The organism is Mycobacterium ostraviense (assembly GCF_002705925.1).
Lineage (GTDB): Bacteria > Actinomycetota > Actinomycetes > Mycobacteriales > Mycobacteriaceae > Mycobacterium > Mycobacterium ostraviense.
The window spans coordinates 3,218,712-3,235,564 of record NZ_NKRE01000001.1 but is presented as its reverse complement, the minus strand read 5'-3'; the positions used below and the strand labels follow the sequence as shown (position 1 = coordinate 3,235,564).

Below are 16,853 nucleotides of genomic sequence, written 5' to 3'. Positions count from 1 at the left end.
AACCGTCGAGAACCGGCTATTTGACGCCCGGTAGCCGGCGCAGCACCCGCAACCCGCTGCTCATGAGGCGTGCGTAGTGGCCGGCACGCATCCAGGTCGGCACGCCAACCGGCAGCCCGCGTTCGATCGCGATGGTTTGCGGCTCGGTGTACTTCAGGATTCCCTGCTCACCGTGACGACGACCCAGCCCGGAGGCCTTCATACCGCCCATCGGCGCGTCGACCGATGCCCACGCGGCGGCGTACCCCTCGTTGATGTTGACCGTTCCGGCCTGCAATCGGGTGGCCACGGCACGTCCGCGCTTGGGATCGGAGGTCCACACGCTGAAGTTCAAGCCATACAGACTATCGTTCGCCTTTTCCACGGCCTCCTCCTCACTGTGCACGCGATACAGCGAGACGACCGGGCCGAAGGTCTCGTCGGCGAACGCGGCCATGCCCTCGCGCACGCCGCTGAGAATGGTCGGCTCGTAGAAGTACGGGCCGATGTCGGGACGCGGCGTGCCACCGGCGAGCACGGTCGCCCCTTTTCTCACCGCGTCGTCGACGTGGTGGCTTACGGTGTCGAGTTGTGTTTGGCTGATCAACGACCCCATGTCAGCCGAATAGTCAAGCGCGGCAGACATTTTGATTGCCGTAGTGGCTGCCACGAAGCGGCCGGTGAACTCGTCCCACAGGGCGTCGGGAACGTAGATGCGTTCCACCGAGATGCACAACTGGCCCGCGTTGGAGAATGCCGCCCGTACCGCGCCGACGGCGGCCTTGCCGACATCGGCGTCATCGAGGACCAGCAGCGCGTTCTTGCCGCCCAGTTCCATCGAGCAGTCGATCAGCCGTTTGCCCGCCTGGGCGGCGACCGTGCGGCCGGTGTCGGTGGAACCGGTGAACATCACGTAGTCGGACTGCTCGATGATCGGTGAGCCCAGCTCCGATCCCGATCCCGTGACACTCTGCACCAGCCCCTGCGGCATGCCCGCCTCTTCGAGTAGCCGCACCGCCCACAGGGCCGAGAACGGCGTCTGGTTATCGGGCTTGGCCAATACGGCATTACCGGCGACGATCGCCGGCAGCGCATCGCTGATGCCCAGGGTCAGCGGATAGTTCCACGGCGAGATGATCCCGACCACGCCCTTCGGAAGCCGGTGTTCCCATACCTCGGTCAGGGCCAGCAGCACCCCTTGACGGCGCTTGGGGCACAGGTACTTCTTGGCGGTGTGGGCGTAGTAGCGGGCGGTCAGGCATACGTCGGCGACCTCTTCGAACGCATGAGCGCGGGCCTTGCCGCTCTCCAACTGGATGATGTCGAGGATCTCGTCCTGACGCCGTAACACCAGGTCGTGAAAGCGCAGCAGTACCTCGGTGCGCTGGGCCAGCGGGCGCCGCGCCCAGGCACGTTGCACCGCGCGGGCGCGGCCGGCCGCGGCGACGACGTCCTCGGGGGTGCATTGCGGGACGCCGGCGAGCGGCTGTCCGGTCATCGCGTTGGTGACGTCGCGGCGACGGTCACCGTCGGCGGCGTCGACCCGCCGGCTCAGTGCCTGCAGCAACGGCGTGATTTTCGTTGTCTTCGGGTCGGAAATTGCGGTCATCGTGGCACTCCTCGCGGCATAGGGGTTCATGATTCGACTACCCGTGAAGTGGTCGCCGGACACGGGCCCATGAGCTGCAACTGCGATACCGTCACGCACAGCTGGTAACTAGTGTCGCCAATATGGCCACGGAAGAAGGAGAGCCTCCGTGGAAAAGTTCACCCCTTCCATCAACTGGGGCCACGAGTTGGCTGCGTCGTTGCGGTGGATTGTCGAGGCCTGGGCGGTCAGCGGGGCATGCCTGCTCGTCGTCGCGGTGCTGGTCATCCGGTTCACCCGCTGGGGCAGCCAGTTCTGGCGCATCACCGGCGAGTACTACACGGGCCGGCACAGCGTCCCGGTCTGGGGATTGTTCGGCGCGCTGCTGCTGTCGGTCATCACTTCGGTGCGGCTGACGGTGTTGTTCACCTACTACAGCAACGACCTGTATACGGCGCTTCAGGCCGCGTTCCAGGGCGCCGCCGCCGGCAATAACGCGGTGCGGGACTCGGGCATCCACGGCTTTTGGGTGGCCATCTGGACCTTCTGCGTCATCGCCACCCTGCAAGTGATCCAGGTAATGACGGATTTGTATGTCACGCAACGGTTTTTGATCCGGTGGCGGGTGTGGCTCACCGACCGGCTGACCGCGGACTGGCTCGACGGGCGGGCTTACTATCGGGGCCGGTTCCTGGACACCATAATCGACAACCCCGACCAGCGCATCCAGCAGGACATCGACATTTTCACCGCTGGTGTCGGCGGCGCGCCCAACAGCCCGTCGGTCGGCACGTCGGCTACGTTGCTGTTCGGCGCGGTCCGATCGGTCGTCTCGGTGGTATCGTTCGCCGCGATCTTGTGGCGGCTGTCCGGCACGTTGACCGTCTTCGGGATCGACATCCCAAAGGCGCTGTTCTGGGTCTTGTTCGCCTACGTCTCGATGGCCACGGTGGTCGCCTTCTGGATCGGTCACCCGCTCATCCGGTTCAGCTTCCGCAACGAGCTGTTCAACGCCGCCTTCCGGTATGCGCTGGTGCGGCTGCGTGACGCCGCCGAGGCGATCGGCTTCTACCGCGGCGAACGCGTGGAGCGTTCCCAGCTCGGGACCCGGTTCGCCGATACAATTGCCAACTACCGCCGCTACGTGCGACGCACGATCGGCTTCCTCGGCTGGAACGTGACGATGAGCCAGACCATCAATCCGCTGCCGTTCATCGTGCAAGCGCCGCGGCTGTTCGCGGGCAGCATCAAACTCGGAGACGTGATCCAATCTGCCGGCGCCTTCGGCCAGATCGAGGAATCACTGTCGTTCTTCCGCAACGCCTATGACCGATTCGCCAGCTATCGGGCCGCGATCATCCGCCTCAACGGGCTGGCGGAAGCCAATGCCAAGGCACGCAAGCTGCCTGAGCTGCGCACCGTTGCCACCGGCGATGTCGCGATAGAACTCGACGACGTCGAGGTCCGCTCACCGACCGGCACGCAATTGATCGAGCCGCTCAACATGCGGCTGGTGCCCGGCGACGCCCTGGTCATCACCGGCAAGTCCGGTTGCGGCAAGACGTCGCTGCTGCGCACGCTGGCCGGACTCTGGCCGTATGCCTCGGGCACGCTGCGCTATCCGGACGGCCGGGAGCGAGTCATGTTCGTCCCGCAGCTGCCCTATCTTCCGCTGGGCAACCTGCGCGCCGGCGTGAGCTACCCGGCGATGGAGGGTGCGGTCGACGACCTGACGCTGCGTGCCGCCCTGGCCAAAGTCACCTTGCCCAACCTCATCAGCCGGCTCGACGACGTCGAGGACTGGGCCAAAGTGCTCTCGCCCGGCGAGCAGCAGCGCATCGCGTTCGCCCGCGTTCTGGTGACCAGACCCAAGGCGGTGTTCCTCGACGAAGCCACCTCGGCTCTCGACGAGGGACTGGAGTTCGCGCTCTATGACTTGCTGAGAAAGGAGCTGCCCGACTGCATCGTGGTCAGCGCCAGTCACCGCAGCACCGTCGAACCGCATCATCACCAGGAATTGGAATTGTTGGGCAACGGCCCGTGGCGCCTCAGCCGCATCGGCGAACCGGTGGCCTCAATGTGAGCGGGCCGCTTCTCAAATCGCGGTAGCTTCTCGACATAGCGTCGCCACGACGCCATGGCACAGGAGCGTTCACCATGGATACCTTCACGCCGTCGATCGACTGGAGCAACGAGGTTGCCGGGTCGTTGTGGTGGCTCGCCGAAGCCTGGACGGTCAGCGGCGCGGGCCTGTTGGCCGTTGGGACGCTCATCGCCCGCTACACCACATGGGGCCGGCAGTTCTGGGAGGTGACCGGGGGATACTTCAAGGGCCACGACAGTATTCCGGTGTGGGGCCGATTGGGCCTGCTGCTGATGCTGGTGATGGTCGCGGTGCGGATCAACATTCTGCTGAGCTACTACAGCAACGACTTGTACACCGCCTTGCAGGTGGCGTTCGAGGGGGCCGCCAGCGGCGACATGCGGGTCCGCAATTCCGGCATCCACGGCTTCTGGGTGGCCATCGCGACCTTTGCCGTGCTGGCGGTCATCTACATCACCCGGGCCGTGGTCGACCAGTTTCTGATGCAGGAGTTCATCATCCGCTGGCGGGTCTGGCTCACGCACCGATTGATGGGCGACTGGCTGGGTGACCGCGCCTACTATCGCGGACAGTTCATCGATCACCCCATCGACAATCCCGACCAGCGCATCCAGCAAGACATCGACGCTTTCACCGCATGCTCTGGCGGCATGGCGAACATCCCCGCGAACGGGACTGCCAAAACCCTGTTGTTCGGCGCCGTGCAGGCGGTGGTGTCGGTGGTGTCGTTCGCCGCGATCCTGTGGGACCTGTCGTTCCCGATCACCGTCGCGGGTCTGCAGATTCCGCGGGCGCTGTTCTGGATAGTCATCGCCTACATCACGTTCGCCACCGTGGTCGCCTTCTGGATCGGACGCCCGCTCATCCGGTTGAGCTTCCGCAACGAAAAGCTCAACGCGATCTTCCGCTACGCCCTGGTGCGGTTGCGCGACGCCGGCGAGGCGGTCGGCTTCTACCGCGGGGAGCGAGCCGAAAGTGTGGAATTGAACGGACGATTCGCGGGGGTGATCAGGAACTATCGCGGCTATCTGCGGCGCAGCGTGGCCTTCACCGGGTTCAATGTGGCGGTGAGCCAACCGATCGGCCTGCTGCCGTTCCTGATTCAGGCGCCGCAGTTGTTCGCGGGCTCGTTCAAACTCGGCTACGTCATGCAATCCACGCAGGCGTTCGGCACGGTTCACGATTCGCTGTCTTTCTTCCGTAATGCCTATGACCTGTTCGCCAGCTACCGCGCCTCCATCCTGCGGGTGCACGGCCTGGTCGAGTCCAACGCCAAGACCCGTGCGTTGCCGAAACTGCACACCGCGCCCAGCGTCGACGGCTCGGTCGAATTGGACGAGGTCGAGGTGCGCACGCCGGACGGCCTGCAATTGGTGGACCCGCTCAGCATGAGACTCGCCCCGGGCGACTCCATGGTGATCGTCGGCCGGTCCGGGTCGGGCAAGACCACCCTGCTGCGCAGCCTCGCCCAGCTGTGGCCGTTCACATCCGGGACGTTGCGACACCCCAGCCAAGACAACGCGACGATGTTCTTGAGCCAGTTGCCGTATGTGCCCCTGGGCAATTTGCGTGCCGTGGTGTCCTACCCGGCCGCCGAGGGTGATATCGCCGACCGCCGACTGCGCGACGTGTTGGCCAAAGTGGCGCTGGCTCACCTGCGCGACCGGTTGGATCAAGTTCGGGACTGGGCCAAGGTGCTCTCCCCCGGCGAACAGCAGCGGATCGCGTTCGCGCGCATCCTGCTCACCAGGCCCAGGGCGGTGTTCCTCGACGAGGCGACGTCAGCGCTCGACCCGGGGCTCGAATATTCGCTGTATCAATTGCTGCGCACCGAACTACCGGAGACCGTTGTGGTATCGGTCAGCCACCGCAACACCGTCGAACCACATCACGAGCAGCAGTTGGCGCTGCTGGGCGGTGGGGCCTGGAGGGTGGGCAAGGTCGGCGAACGTGGCAGCATGAGTCTGTGACTGAGTCTGTCTCCACAACGTCGCTGTCCTGGGATGTGGTGCTCGTCGACAAGCCGGATGACGTCAACGTCGTGATCGGCCAGGCGCACTTCATCAAGACGGTCGATGACCTCCACGAGGCGCTGGTGGGGGTGAGTTCAGCACTACGGTTCGGGCTGGCGTTCTGCGAGGCGTCCGGGCCGCGATTGGTCCGGCACAGCGGTAACGACGCCGCGTTGGTGGAGCTCGCAACCAACGCCGCCCTGGCGATCGCGGCCGGACACTGTTTCGTGATCTTCCTGCGTGAAGGCTTCCCGATCAGCGTCCTCAATCCGGTGAAAGCGGTGCCCGAGGTCTGCACGATTCACTGCGCCACGGCCAATCCCGTTGAAGTCGTGGTCGCGGTGACGGAGCGCGGGCGGGGCATCGCGGCCGTGGTCGACGGGCAACCACCCCTCGGGGTCGAGACCGATCGTGACGTCACCGAGCGGCGCGAGCTACTGCGCGCCATCGGGTACAAGCTCTGACTGCTGTCAGATAGCCGAGCCGCTCGTCAGCGCTTGCTGTACAGGGACTCGATCTCGGCGGCGAAGCGTTGCGCCACCACATTGCGTTTCACCTTCAGCGTCGGGGTCAGCTCACCGGTCAAGACCGTGAAGTCGACCGGCAGAATGCGGAACCGCCGGATCGATTCGGCTTGGGAAACGGCCTGATTGGCTTGCTTGACCGCCTGGTCGATCTCGCCGGCCAGATCGGGGTCGTCGATCAGATCGGCCACCGACGCCGTCGCGTCTTTACCGTGGTGCTGCTTCCACACGTCGAACCCTTCCGGGTCGATCGCTATCAGCGCGGCCACGTACGGCCGGTTGTCCCCGACCACCATGGCCTGGCTGACCAGCGGGTGCGCGCGCAACTGGTCTTCGAGGACAGCCGGCGCCACGTTCTTGCCGCCGGCGGTCACGATGATCTCCTTCTTGCGGCCGACGATCGACAAGAAGCCGTCGGCGTCGACCGACCCGAGGTCGCCGGTGTGGAACCACCCGTTGACGATCGCCTCGGCAGTGGCCTTCTCGTTATGCCAGTAGCCGGTGAACACCACACCGCCGCGCACCAGCACCTCGCCGTCATTGGCGATCGCCATGCTGTTGCCGGGCAACAACTTGCCGACCGTGCCGACCCGCTCTTCGCCGATCCGGTTCGCGGTGATCGCGGCACTGGTCTCGGTGAGCCCGTAGCCCTCGTAGATGGTCACCCCGACGCCGCGGTAGAAGTGGCACAGCCGTTTGCCCAACGGCGCTCCCCCGGAGACCGCGGCATGGCAGTTGCCGCCCAGCGCAGCGCGTAGCTTGCCGTACACCAGCCGGTCGAACAGCGCGTGCCTGGCCCGCAGCAGCAAACTCGGACCGCCGGTGTCCTGGGCCGTGCTCCATTCGATCGCGGTGCGAGCGGCGGCGTCGAAGATCTTGCCCCTGCCGCTATCCTGGGCCTTTAATTCGGCTGTGTTGTAGACCTTTTCGAATACCCGGGGCACCGACACCACCACCGTCGGCTGGAACACAGCCAACGTGGCCACCAGGTTCTTGATGTCGCTGGTGTAACCGATCGTGACCTTGTTGGCGAAGGCCGACATGGACAGCGAACGCGCCAGCACATGCGCCAGCGGCAGGAAGACCAGCAGCCGTTCACCCTTGCGCAACAGCGTCGGAAAGCACGACGCCGCGCCGCGCGCCTCGTACAGCAGATTCGAGTGAGTCAGCTGGCAGCCCTTCGGGCGGCCCGTCGTGCCCGAGGTGTAAATCAGCGTCGCGGGGTCGGCGGCCCGCAACGACGCCAGCCGTTGGTCGAGTTGGCCGACGTCCACTGCCCTTCCGGCCTCCGCCAGCTCGTCGAGGGCAGTCGGGCCGCTCGACTCGAGCTGCAAGATTTTCCGCAGGCTCGGCAGCTCGTCGCTGAGCTCCTTGATCACCTGGACGTGGGCGTCGGTCTCGGCGATCACCAGCACGGCTCCGGAATCCTCTAGCACCCAGCGCACCTGCTCGGCCGAGGAGGTGTCGTAGATCGGGACGGTGACCGCGCCCAGCGAAAGGATCGCGTAGTCAAGGATCACCCACTCGTAGCGGGTGGCCGACAAAATCGCGACTCGATCACCGGCGTTCACGTTTTCGGCGATCAAACCCAATGCCGTGGTACGGATCTGCTGGGCGGCCTCAGCGCAGGTCACGTCGGTCCACACCCCGTTGACCAGCCGCTGGAAGATCACATGATCGGGGTCGTCGCGCTCGTGTGCGTACACACTGCCGGCGATGTGGTCGCTGTCGGCGACGGTGAAATCGGCGGCAACATTGAATTCACGCATGGTCTGGGTCCCTTGCAGCTGGTCGCGATTGGATTTCGACTTATGGGTTACGGTTGCCCGACGGCCCGGTCACCACCGGTGTGGACGGGTTTTCGATGAACACCTCCTGGCCTCTGCCGATTTGCCGGCGGCAAGTCCGGTGCGAAGCATTATCCACCGACGCTAGCCGCCTGCGCAGTTTGCTTCCACATGGCCCGTCAGCGTCTTGGGTCCTCGGGTTACTTGACACAGCGGCGCCGTCCACTGAGGGTCAACGGCATGTCCGTGGTGCGTGGGACCGGGCTGTCCAACTACCCGAAGTTGGTCGCCGAGTTGCGCGGTGACCCGGCCAGCCTGCTGCGGGCCGTGGGTATCCGCGACCGAGACGTCGGCAACTACGACGCGTTCATACCATTCCGCGCGGCGATCAGGGCAATGGAATCGGCCGCCGAGGCAACGGCCACACCGGATTTCGGGCGCAGGTTGGCCCGGCGACAGAGTATCGAGATCCTGGGACCGGTGGGCGTGGCCGCTCGAACCGCCGCGACGGTGGCCGACGCCTTGTCGATCTTCAGCACCTTCATGGCGGCGTACAGCCCGGTTATCCGCATACAGATCACCTCGTCGGCCGATGCGCAGCGGTCATTCATCGGAATCCAGTTCCTCCTCGACGAAGCGATTCCCTGTCCGCAGACCCTGGAACTGGCGTTGGGCGTCTCGCTCGGGGTGTTACGCCTGCTGATGGGTAACGACTACGCCCCGCTTGCGGTGCACCTATCCCACGACCCGGTTACCGCCCCGGCCGACTACGCGCAGTATTTCGGCTGCACGCCGTACTTCGCCGAACGCCGGAGCGGATTCACCGTGCGCACCGCGGACCTGAGCCGGCCGTTGAACCGAGACGACGTCGCCCACCGCGCAGTGGTCGACTACCTGAGCAGCATCACCCCACTGGGCGCCGGGATCGTGGAATCGGTACGCGCCATCGTTCGCCAATTACTGCCCACCGGGGCCGCGACCCTCGATCTGGTAGCCGAGCAATTCCACCTGCATCCGAAGACGTTGCAGCGCAGGCTTGCCGACGAAGGCACTACCTTCGCGGTGCTGGTCGATCAAGTCCGCAAAGACACCGCCGACCGCTACCTGCGCACGACCGGTATCAGCCTGTCGCACCTGACCAGGGAATTGGGCTATGCCGAGCAGAGCGTGTTGACGCGCTCCTGCAAGCGCTGGTTCGGGGCCGGGCCGGCGGCCTACCGAAACCGGACCCGGCTGCCGGCATTCGCACGGGCCTGAGCGGCTCACGCGCGGATCGTTTGCACGGGGTATCACACGGTGAGCCAATTCAGCCGGCCGAGCACGTCCCTGGTCAGCCTGGTGCGCCCGTCGAGTCGCTGTGTCGACAGCGGATTCAACCACGTCAGCGCCGCGCGGTGGTTACCGTGTTGCGCAACCAACCCGGCCAGCGGCGGGGCGCTACCGGGTTTGGCGCCGGCACGAAAGGCGCACGCGGCGGCCAACGTAGGGCTGTTTGCATCGTCGTCGGCGGCGCGCAGCGCGCGTAGTGGCGCTGGTTGGCACGGCATCAGTAATCACATGAGCCACATCAGTACCGTGGGCTGGCCATTAGGCGATTCTCAAGTGCGCTAGCACCGGCGCTATCGCGACTGGAAATCGCCTATTGGTCAGTCGCGCAGCGCCTTCCGTACACCACCGGATGCACGGATACGAGCCATGCCGGGGGAATCGTACGCATCGTGCGTCGCACTCATCGCCACCGACGCCAAATCGACGACCTCGCCGAAGCCATCGCCACAATCGAAAAACTGCAACGGTGCGGCGGCCGCCTGCGCGGCCGCGAGCCGAGCCGTCAACGCCTCCACTGCCGCGCTGGCCGCCGCCAGACCTTCGGGCACCACTCGCAGCGTCATCACCGAATACTCCTTCCGAGGCGCCTGATCTACCGGCGCGGCACATACGACCGAATATAAATCTCACGCGCTATACCCCTTATCAACTGTTGAGATAGGCTACGATGACGCAGGTTTCGCGCACGTCAAATTGATTGTTCGGCTGCATGGCGGTAGCTGCCGGGCACGGGCCGGCCGGACGGCAATTGCCCGTGGGTGAGCGAAATTCGTTGTGACGCAGTGACGGAAGGTTTGGAGCTGGCCAGGTCGTCAGAGGCCGACTGCGCGCTCCAGTTCTTTCAGCGAAGTCTCCAGGTGTCCGAGCACCCGCTGCAGGTGCGGGACGCTACGGCGGCAGCCCACGAGCCCGAAGTCCAGACTGTCGGCGGTACTGGTCAAAGTGATGTTGAGCGCTTGACCGTCGAGCACGAGGGACATTGGGTAGTTGCCGACCATCTTGGCGCCGTTGCAGTATCGCGGCTCGCCAACGCCGGGCACGTTCGAGACGCACACGTTGAACGGCGGCGGAGTCACCTTGGTCAGGCCGGGCACGGTATTGAGCGCAGCCGGGCTCAACAGCAGCAGTGACAGCGCCATCGCTTGCGCCCGAGGCAGCTGTGACAGGACTTTCTTGTTGTCGCGCATCGACGCATGAATGACGTCCACGCGGTCCGCCGGGTCGTCGAGATGGGTAGCCAGGTTGCACAACACCGCCCCGACCATATTTCCGCCCACCGAGTCGTGATCGTTGCGAAGGCTTACCGGCACCATCGCCACCAGCGGCGCGTCCGGCAGGGCGTCGTTGTCGTCGAGGTAGGCCCGCAGCGCCCCGGCGCACATCGCCAGCACCACGTCGTTAAGGCTCACTCCGGCAGCGTCTTTGACCGTCTTGACCCGGTCCAGCTCCCAGGACTGGGCCGCGCAGCGCCGCGCCCCGCCGACGGCGACATTCAGCATGGTGCGCGGCGTCCCGAAGGGCAATGTCAGCTGCTGTTCCAGCAACGCGGAACGCGCCAACCGAAGCGTCGACGGGGCAAGCCCGCCAACGGATGCCAGCATTCCACCGAGTCGGCGCAGCCCCCCGGGGCGTAGCTGGCTGCGCGAGGAGCGCGAGGGTGCGGGCGACCACACCGCCCGGAAGTCGGTGTCGTCGTGATCGGCCGAAAGTGACTGCCGCATCAGCGTGAGTCCGGATACACCGTCGATCAGCGCGTGATGCATTTTCGAGTAGATCGCAAACCGCCCATCCTCGAGGCCTTCGATCACGTGTGTTTCCCACAGCGGCCGATGGCGATCGAGGAGGTTGGCGTGCAGCCTCGAGGTGAGCTCCAGCAGCTCGCGCACCCGGCCCGGCGCCGGCAAGGCGGAGCGTCGCACGTGGTACCCGAGGTCGACGTCGTCGTCGGTGGACCAGCCGACGTTGGCGAGCGAGCCATGCAAAGAGCTCGGCCGCTTACGGAAAAGCGGTGCTATGTCTTGGCATTCGAGCATCGCTCGGTGGGTCTCGCGCACGAATGCCCGGCCGGCGCCCGCGGGCGGCTGGAACAGCTGCAGCGCCCCAACGTGCAGCGGATGCTCGCGCGACTCCGCGGCCAGAAACAGCGCGTCGACCGGTGACATCAGTTCCATCCGTGTACTCCCCTCATGGCCCCCATGGGCCGGTTAGCTGCACCACGCTGCCTCGATCACTTTGTGCCCGAATCGAATTGCCGTATAAGTGCTCGACGCCGCTTGGACCATGCCTGTTCGGGTGGGATCTGTGTCCCGCGGATCTCGCCGTCCGAGGGGAGGTGGCTGAACCATCCAACACACCTTGCCGCACGCCGCAACTCGCGTCTTGACAACAGACGACAAACTTTTGACAATTGAGGACACCCAGTTGTCGTGTGGGTCACAGCAGCGATGCCCGAAGCCGCGCAGCCTTGGCCCAAGCTGATGCGCTATAAGCCGGTCAGATCGTCGGGCACGTCGACGGAGTGCTCCTGCAGCGTCTCGAGCGCGACGACCTCGAGAGTGCGCTCGTGGGTGGCGGCTAGTACCACCGGAGCCGCGCAGCCATCATGGTGAGCCCGTAGCCAATTCATCGCGGTGACACACCAGCGGTCGCCCGGGAGCAGCCCCGGGAAGCGGTACTCGGGAACGGGCGTCGACAGGTCGTTGCCGATCGAGCGCTGATGCTCGAGGAATTCGGCGGTCACGACTGCGCAGATGGTATGGCGGCCCAGGTCTTCTGGACCGGTGGAACAGCAGCCGTCTCGATAGAAGCCGGTCAGCGGGTCGGCACCGCACGGTTGCAGGGGGCCGCCCAGCACGTTGCGGTCAGGCTGGCGTTCAGGCACCTGCCCAGTATCGCGCTTTCCGGCCGCGGATCCGCGAAGCCGCGACCGGTATGCCGTGCGGCGGCTAGCCGGCCGCCATCCGGAAACCGGGCAGCAGTCCCACGCCGGTCAGGCTGGTGGCCGCAGCGGCGTCGGCATCGGTGTACATCCGCGCGATGTCGGCGAAGGCTTCTCCGGCCCGTCGCAGCTCTTCTTGCGCCGCTTGATTGAGAGCTAGCAGCGAAGCGGCCTCCGCCGTGAACGCGGCCACCGCCTGGGCCGAGACTTCGTCGGCTCCTGCGGGCAGCAGTGAGGTCAGCGGGGTCGATGCCGTCGCACCGGCCTGCAGTCCCTGGGAGGCGTTGTCGGCAACCTGCGCACCGATGTCGGCGGCTGCCGGATCGATAGACATCGACTGCATGTGTTTCTCCTGTATAGCGCCAGTCAGTGGTGGTCAGCGACGAGGTAACCGGGGCCTAAACGATGTCAGTAGCGATAGTAGTAGTACAGAATAGTTTTCATCTGCAAATCTCGAAAATCGGTCCTACCCAAGAACTCCGTAGTCCACTGCTCGGCGAGCCTTGGCATCGCCGCGGCTCGAAAGCGGCCCTCGAAAACGGCCCTCGAAAACGGTGGTGTCGGATGACGTTCGTGGCGGCGTCCCGCACGTCCGCGCCCAACCTCTGCACAATCCACCGTCTTAGCACCGTTTCGGTTCACCTGCACCCCAAAAAATTTCGCGGGCCAACGGGGCCGGCGCCGACACGGGCGATCGCCGTCAAGGGCCAGATTGGCCCCTCGGGCTCGCTGGCTGCGTGTTAGGTTCAGCGGCGTGATACTTACGGGTGCCTTCCTGGCCGACGCCGCTGCCGTGGTGGACAACAAACTCAACGTGCAGGGCGGCGTGCTATCGCGATTTGCGGTCGGGCCGGACAGGTTGGCCCGGTTTGTCTTAGTGGTGCTGACGCAGTCGGAGCCGGGCAGTTCGGACGACCGGCAGCTCAACATCGAGGCAAGGCCTCCCGCGGATGCCGAGACAATCCGCCTGCAGTTCGAAGTGCCCGAAGCGGCCGTCGCCGAGTTTCCCGGGTTCGCCTTCTTCGAGATCCAGCTGCGCTTGCCTGTCGACGGCCGTTGGGTATTGGTGGTGACTGCCGACACCGGAGCGATCTCGCTCCCGGTACTGGTCAGCGAGATGCCCCCGTCGTTCGGTTTCTGAGCCGACGCGGGGCGCTCAGCGCCTCACGGGTGTCGGAGAGCGGGTTCCCAAGCAGCAACGGGCCGGCTCCATCTGACAATCAGACACAGTCCGAGGCGCCGTCGACGACGAAGACGGCGCCGGTGGTGTAGCTGCTGTGCTCGGTGCACAAGAAGGCGACCGTGGGCGCGATCTCACCGACCGATCCGAAACGTCGCAACGGAATATGCGCCAGCTCCGCCGCCACCAACTCGGGCGCGATGTGCATGGGTGCGGTCATCGGGGTATCGATGGTGCCCGGTGCCACCGCGTTCACCCGGATTCCCATCGGGGCCCACTTGACCGCGAGATTCCTGGTGATCGAGATGATCCCCGCCTTGGCGGCGCCGTAGCCGGGTACCAGCGGCACCGCTCGCAGCGCAGACATGGATGCCATGTTGACCACGCTGGCACCCCCGGACGCCGTCGACGCCTTCAAGGCGCGGCGAAGGCCGACCGTCAATCGGTAGGGACCGGTCAGGTTGAGAGTCACCGACGTGTCGAACCCATCCGGCTTGGATTCGTCGAGCCCACCGGGGAAGTTCGCGCCGGCGTTGTTGACGAGCACGTCCAGTCTGGAGACACGCTGCACCAACCGGTCCACCGAATCGGCATCGACCAGATGCAGCCGGTGATACGTCATGCCCGACAGGTCTGTCTCGTAGTCGGCTGCGGCCGGCTTGGTTCCGGTGACCGCGACCTCCGCCCCGGCATCGCGGAACAGCGTCGCGATCGCGTGTCCGATGCCGCTGGTGCCACCGGTGACCAGGGCGGTGGTTCCGGTGAAGTCGAAGCTCACCCGCGCGGTCATGAGTTGCTCGCTATCTGGTGCTCGAGCCATGCGCTTTCCCAGAAGTTCGTACTGTCGGCCAGCAGTGTCTGGTGGGCTTGTCTGAGCAGTGCGCGCGCCTGATCGTTGGGCACCAACTCGGCGAGGTGGATGGCGTGCAGCGGCCGTCCGGCGGCCAGGTGCGCGCGCGCCCGATCCAGCAGTGCGTCGGCGCCGGCCAATTCGACGACGTCTGCCGCGACGGCGTCGAAGCCGACGGAGTAAAGCTCGGTCGTCGAGCGGTGATGAAACCAGCCCGAGTAGTTCTCCCAGATCGCCCGCACATCCCAGGCGACCTTTCCGTAGCCTTGGCCCACGTCGTGTTCCGGTGGCAGGCTGATCTCACGCATCAGCGTCGCGACGTCCTTTCCGGCGTTCATCCCGGCGACGGTCTGGTCGTGGATGTGTTGGACGGCATTGCGCAGCCGGGTCAGCTCGGCATTGATGCGGTCGGCACCGCTGATCGGCGCGAAGTGGCCGGTCACCAGCAGCTCGGGTTGCAGGTCGCGAACCCGCTCGATCGAGGAGATGGCGGTCAGGGCGTCTCGGTAGCGATCACCGCGAATGGTGACGAGGTTGGGCACGTGCCCGAAGACCGGGCCGAAAGTGTTGCCGCACAGGCATATTCGCTCGTCAGGCAGCCACACGACGAGTGAGTCGGTGGTTTCTCCGCCCGGAGCCGCCAGCAATTCGATCCGCCGGCCACCGACCTCCAGCGTGAGGGTGTCCTCGAAGTCGAGATCGACGGCCGGGACGCTCTGAGCGGGCAGGCGGCTGGTGCCCAGGCGGCGTTGAATCGCTTCGATACCGGTCTTCAGGGTGTCCTTGAAGGCGAAAGCGCTGCGGCTGGCGCGATACCGGATGAGACGTTCGTTGTCGTCGCGCCACAGAGTCCAATTCTCCTGCGCGACAACGACGGTATCGGGATCACGGACGCTGTCCAGACCGCCGACATGGTCGACGTGGCCCTGGGTGAGGATGATGTAGCGCACCGGCGAGTTGTCGACGGCGTCGAAGTTGGCGCGGTGCACCGGCCCCTCGAAACCCATGCCGGTGTTGACGATCACCCGGCCGTCGCCGGTGGTCAGCAGGTAGGCATTCGACAGGCCCGGCGAGCACCACAGGCCCGGGGCGAGCTCCTCAGCCCGTTCGGCGGCCGCCGGGCGTATCTCGTCGGCGCCGGGCCGGCTGAGATAAACCGGTTCGAACATCGCTGTAGTCTCCTTCATCGGGTCAGGACTCGGCGCGGACGTCGAATCTGTCGAAATAGAAGCCGAACCGTTCGCGGAGTTGGTCGGCCGAGTTACCGAAGTGGCGTTGCAGGTCGTAACGGATCCGGCCGTGCTTGCCGCGGGGATTGCCGTCGAGGTACTGCTGAAAGCGCCCGCGCACCTCGGGGGTCAATTCGACTCCCCCGCGCCGGTAAAGCTCTTCGAGCAACGGTATTTCGTTGCCGTTCAGCTGGTGGAAGCCGATGTCGATGCTGCGCTCGGGCGGCACCAGGGCGCGGTCGCGCACGCAGGCGCGCAGCAGCCGCTGCACTCGGTCGCTCCAGTAGTCCAGCAGCCAGGCGGCGTCGATGCTGTTACGGCGCAGCCGGTCAGAGTAGGCCATCATGGTGATCGCCGACTGGATCACCGCAACGGGATCGCGATGGGTGAAAACCACTGTCGCGTCGGGAAAGGTCGCCATCAAGGGGCCGAGCTGCTCACCATGCTGCGGGCTCTTGAGGACCCAGGTGCGCGGGCCGCGCAGAAACGTCAACGCCCGCAACACCTTTTTCAGATACGCGTAGTGGCGGTGTTGGTCGAGCGCCAGATAGTAGTCGCGCCAGTCCGGCACCCGGGCATGCCATTCCAGCACATAGGAGGCCATATCCAGGTCGAGGAGTTCCACCTCCTCCTCGATGGCCTCGGGGAAGCGGTCGTGCATGGCGGCCACCACCGGGGCGGTCACCATGAGCGCGTCGTGCTCTTGCTTGGTCCGGGTGTAGCGAGGGTCCACTCCGAAGATGTCGGGGCCTTGGCCGCGGGCCGGAATAGGTTCCTGGCTTTCCCAGTAGGGCAGCGCGCGCCGGCGTGGATCCGCGGCGATCAGGTTGACCAAGTGCGTGGTACCGGATCGCGGCATCCCGACCACGATGAAGGGCTTCTCGATCGGGATCGATTCGATCTCGGGATAGCGCTTGACCAGGTCGGTCAGCGACAAGCGGTTGCGCAGCAACCGAACCGCTCGTTGCCGCAAGGTGCCGCGGGTGAGCTGGGTCAGCCCTGCGTCGCCCTCGATGGCCGCCACGTGCGCGGCCAGCCGGTCACCGAAGCCGTCGGTGTCGTCCAGGTCGTCGGCTCCTGCCTGGTCGATCGCCTCGGCCAGCATCTGGTCGACGTCGAACCGGATGCGACGCGACTCGGTGAAGTCCAACACCTGGCGCTGCACGTCGGTCAGCGTGGGTGAGGTCAGATCGGCGAAGTCGATGTCACCGATATCGCCCGTGCCAACGCCTGCAGTGTCCACCGAAGCCCCACTCCCGCGTGTCGATCGGAATGTGACTCAGACGGTAGCCGCGAGGACGAAGCCCGGTGAAACTACCGCCGAATAGCTGCG

General features: G+C 65.5%; 14 protein-coding genes and 1 pseudogene. 5 read left to right on the top strand and 10 right to left on the bottom strand.

Going from position 1 to position 16,853, the window contains the following annotated elements; genetic code table 11:
• Positions 1–16 precede the first annotated feature (16 nt).
• Complete coding sequence (locus tag CDN38_RS14830; protein WP_075509781.1) at positions 17–1,588, bottom strand: succinic semialdehyde dehydrogenase; 1,572 nt, start codon at positions 1,586–1,588, stop codon at positions 17–19.
• A 148-nt stretch (positions 1,589–1,736) separates the two neighbouring features.
• On the opposite strand from CDN38_RS14830, the gene CDN38_RS14825 reads away from it, so the two are divergent.
• The 3 genes from CDN38_RS14825 (at position 1,737) to CDN38_RS14815 (ending at position 6,147) form a co-directional block, all read left to right on the top strand.
• Positions 1,737–3,650, top strand: a complete 1,914-nt coding sequence (locus tag CDN38_RS14825; protein ID WP_075509780.1) for an ABC transporter ATP-binding protein/permease — start codon at positions 1,737–1,739, stop codon at positions 3,648–3,650.
• Positions 3,651–3,724: 74 nt separating this feature from the next.
• Positions 3,725–5,641 carry an ABC transporter ATP-binding protein/permease gene (locus tag CDN38_RS14820; protein WP_075509779.1) on the top strand — a complete coding sequence of 639 codons (1,917 nt, stop codon included), beginning with the start codon at positions 3,725–3,727 and terminating at the stop codon, positions 5,639–5,641.
• A complete protein-coding gene (locus tag CDN38_RS14815) occupies positions 5,638–6,147 on the top strand; it encodes an adenosine-specific kinase (protein WP_075509778.1) in 510 nt (169 codons plus the stop codon). The genes CDN38_RS14820 and CDN38_RS14815 overlap by 4 nt, the downstream gene beginning before the upstream one ends.
• Before the next feature lie 26 nt (positions 6,148–6,173).
• Here CDN38_RS14815 and CDN38_RS14810 read toward each other — a convergent pair whose 3' ends face one another.
• The gene (locus CDN38_RS14810; RefSeq protein WP_075509777.1) at positions 6,174–7,976 is read right to left on the bottom strand and encodes an AMP-dependent synthetase/ligase; all 1,803 of its coding nucleotides are present in this window, start codon (positions 7,974–7,976) and stop codon (positions 6,174–6,176) included.
• 258 nt (positions 7,977–8,234) lie between these two features.
• Here CDN38_RS14810 and CDN38_RS14805 point away from each other — a divergent pair, with 258 nt between their 5' ends.
• A complete protein-coding gene (locus CDN38_RS14805) occupies positions 8,235–9,251 on the top strand; it encodes an AraC family transcriptional regulator (RefSeq protein ID WP_075509776.1) in 1,017 nt (338 codons plus the stop codon).
• Between the two features lie 32 nt (positions 9,252–9,283).
• Here CDN38_RS14805 and CDN38_RS14800 read toward each other — a convergent pair whose 3' ends face one another.
• The 5 genes and pseudogenes from CDN38_RS14800 to CDN38_RS14780 form a co-directional block, all read right to left on the bottom strand.
• Complete coding sequence (locus CDN38_RS14800; RefSeq protein WP_075509775.1) at positions 9,284–9,541, bottom strand: hypothetical protein; 258 nt, start codon at positions 9,539–9,541, stop codon at positions 9,284–9,286.
• A gap of 246 nt (positions 9,542–9,787) precedes the next feature.
• A pseudogene (locus tag CDN38_RS14795) lies at positions 9,788–9,886 on the bottom strand (PE family protein); the annotation flags it as partial.
• Between the two features lie 249 nt (positions 9,887–10,135).
• Positions 10,136–11,485 (bottom strand): WS/DGAT/MGAT family O-acyltransferase, encoded by a 1,350-nt coding sequence (locus tag CDN38_RS14790; RefSeq protein ID WP_099319397.1) that lies wholly within the window; start codon positions 11,483–11,485, stop codon positions 10,136–10,138.
• Positions 11,486–11,805: 320 nt separating this feature from the next.
• The gene (locus CDN38_RS14785; RefSeq protein ID WP_075509832.1) at positions 11,806–12,177 is read right to left on the bottom strand and encodes a DUF2237 family protein; all 372 of its coding nucleotides are present in this window, start codon (positions 12,175–12,177) and stop codon (positions 11,806–11,808) included.
• 91 nt (positions 12,178–12,268) lie between these two features.
• Entirely contained in the window at positions 12,269–12,604 is a 336-nt protein-coding gene (locus CDN38_RS14780) for a PE family protein (protein ID WP_075509773.1), read from the bottom strand.
• 411 nt (positions 12,605–13,015) lie between these two features.
• Between CDN38_RS14780 and CDN38_RS14775 the strand changes: the two genes are divergently transcribed.
• Complete coding sequence (locus tag CDN38_RS14775; RefSeq protein ID WP_075509772.1) at positions 13,016–13,402, top strand: hypothetical protein; 387 nt, start codon at positions 13,016–13,018, stop codon at positions 13,400–13,402.
• Positions 13,403–13,481: 79 nt separating this feature from the next.
• On the opposite strand, the gene CDN38_RS14770 is transcribed toward CDN38_RS14775, so the two are convergent.
• The 3 genes from CDN38_RS14770 to CDN38_RS14760 are packed head-to-tail and all read right to left on the bottom strand — an operon-like array spanning position 13,482 to position 16,763.
• The gene (locus CDN38_RS14770; protein ID WP_075509771.1) at positions 13,482–14,231 is read right to left on the bottom strand and encodes an SDR family NAD(P)-dependent oxidoreductase; all 750 of its coding nucleotides are present in this window, start codon (positions 14,229–14,231) and stop codon (positions 13,482–13,484) included.
• Complete coding sequence (locus CDN38_RS14765) at positions 14,228–15,460, bottom strand: MBL fold metallo-hydrolase (protein WP_075509831.1); 1,233 nt, start codon at positions 15,458–15,460, stop codon at positions 14,228–14,230. Before CDN38_RS14765 ends, CDN38_RS14770 begins: the two co-directional genes overlap by 4 nt.
• A 22-nt stretch (positions 15,461–15,482) precedes the next feature.
• Complete coding sequence (locus CDN38_RS14760; RefSeq protein WP_075509770.1) at positions 15,483–16,763, bottom strand: sulfotransferase family protein; 1,281 nt, start codon at positions 16,761–16,763, stop codon at positions 15,483–15,485.
• Positions 16,764–16,853: the final 90 nt, after the last annotated feature.

Coding starts and splice junctions, on each gene's coding strand:
- CDN38_RS14830 (WP_075509781.1), bottom strand. CDS start 1,588: ATGACCGCAATTTCCGACCCGAAGACAACGAAAATCACGCCGTTGCTG.
- CDN38_RS14820 (WP_075509779.1), top strand. CDS start 3,725: ATGGATACCTTCACGCCGTCGATCGACTGGAGCAACGAGGTTGCCGGG.
- CDN38_RS14810 (WP_075509777.1), bottom strand. CDS start 7,976: ATGCGTGAATTCAATGTTGCCGCCGATTTCACCGTCGCCGACAGCGAC.
- CDN38_RS14805 (WP_075509776.1), top strand. CDS start 8,235: ATGTCCGTGGTGCGTGGGACCGGGCTGTCCAACTACCCGAAGTTGGTC.
- CDN38_RS14800 (WP_075509775.1), bottom strand. CDS start 9,541: ATGCCGTGCCAACCAGCGCCACTACGCGCGCTGCGCGCCGCCGACGAC.
- CDN38_RS14790 (WP_099319397.1), bottom strand. CDS start 11,485: ATGTCACCGGTCGACGCGCTGTTTCTGGCCGCGGAGTCGCGCGAGCAT.
- CDN38_RS14780 (WP_075509773.1), bottom strand. CDS start 12,604: ATGCAGTCGATGTCTATCGATCCGGCAGCCGCCGACATCGGTGCGCAG.
- CDN38_RS14770 (WP_075509771.1), bottom strand. CDS start 14,231: ATGACCGCGCGGGTGAGCTTCGACTTCACCGGAACCACCGCCCTGGTC.
- CDN38_RS14765 (WP_075509831.1), bottom strand. CDS start 15,460: ATGTTCGAACCGGTTTATCTCAGCCGGCCCGGCGCCGACGAGATACGC.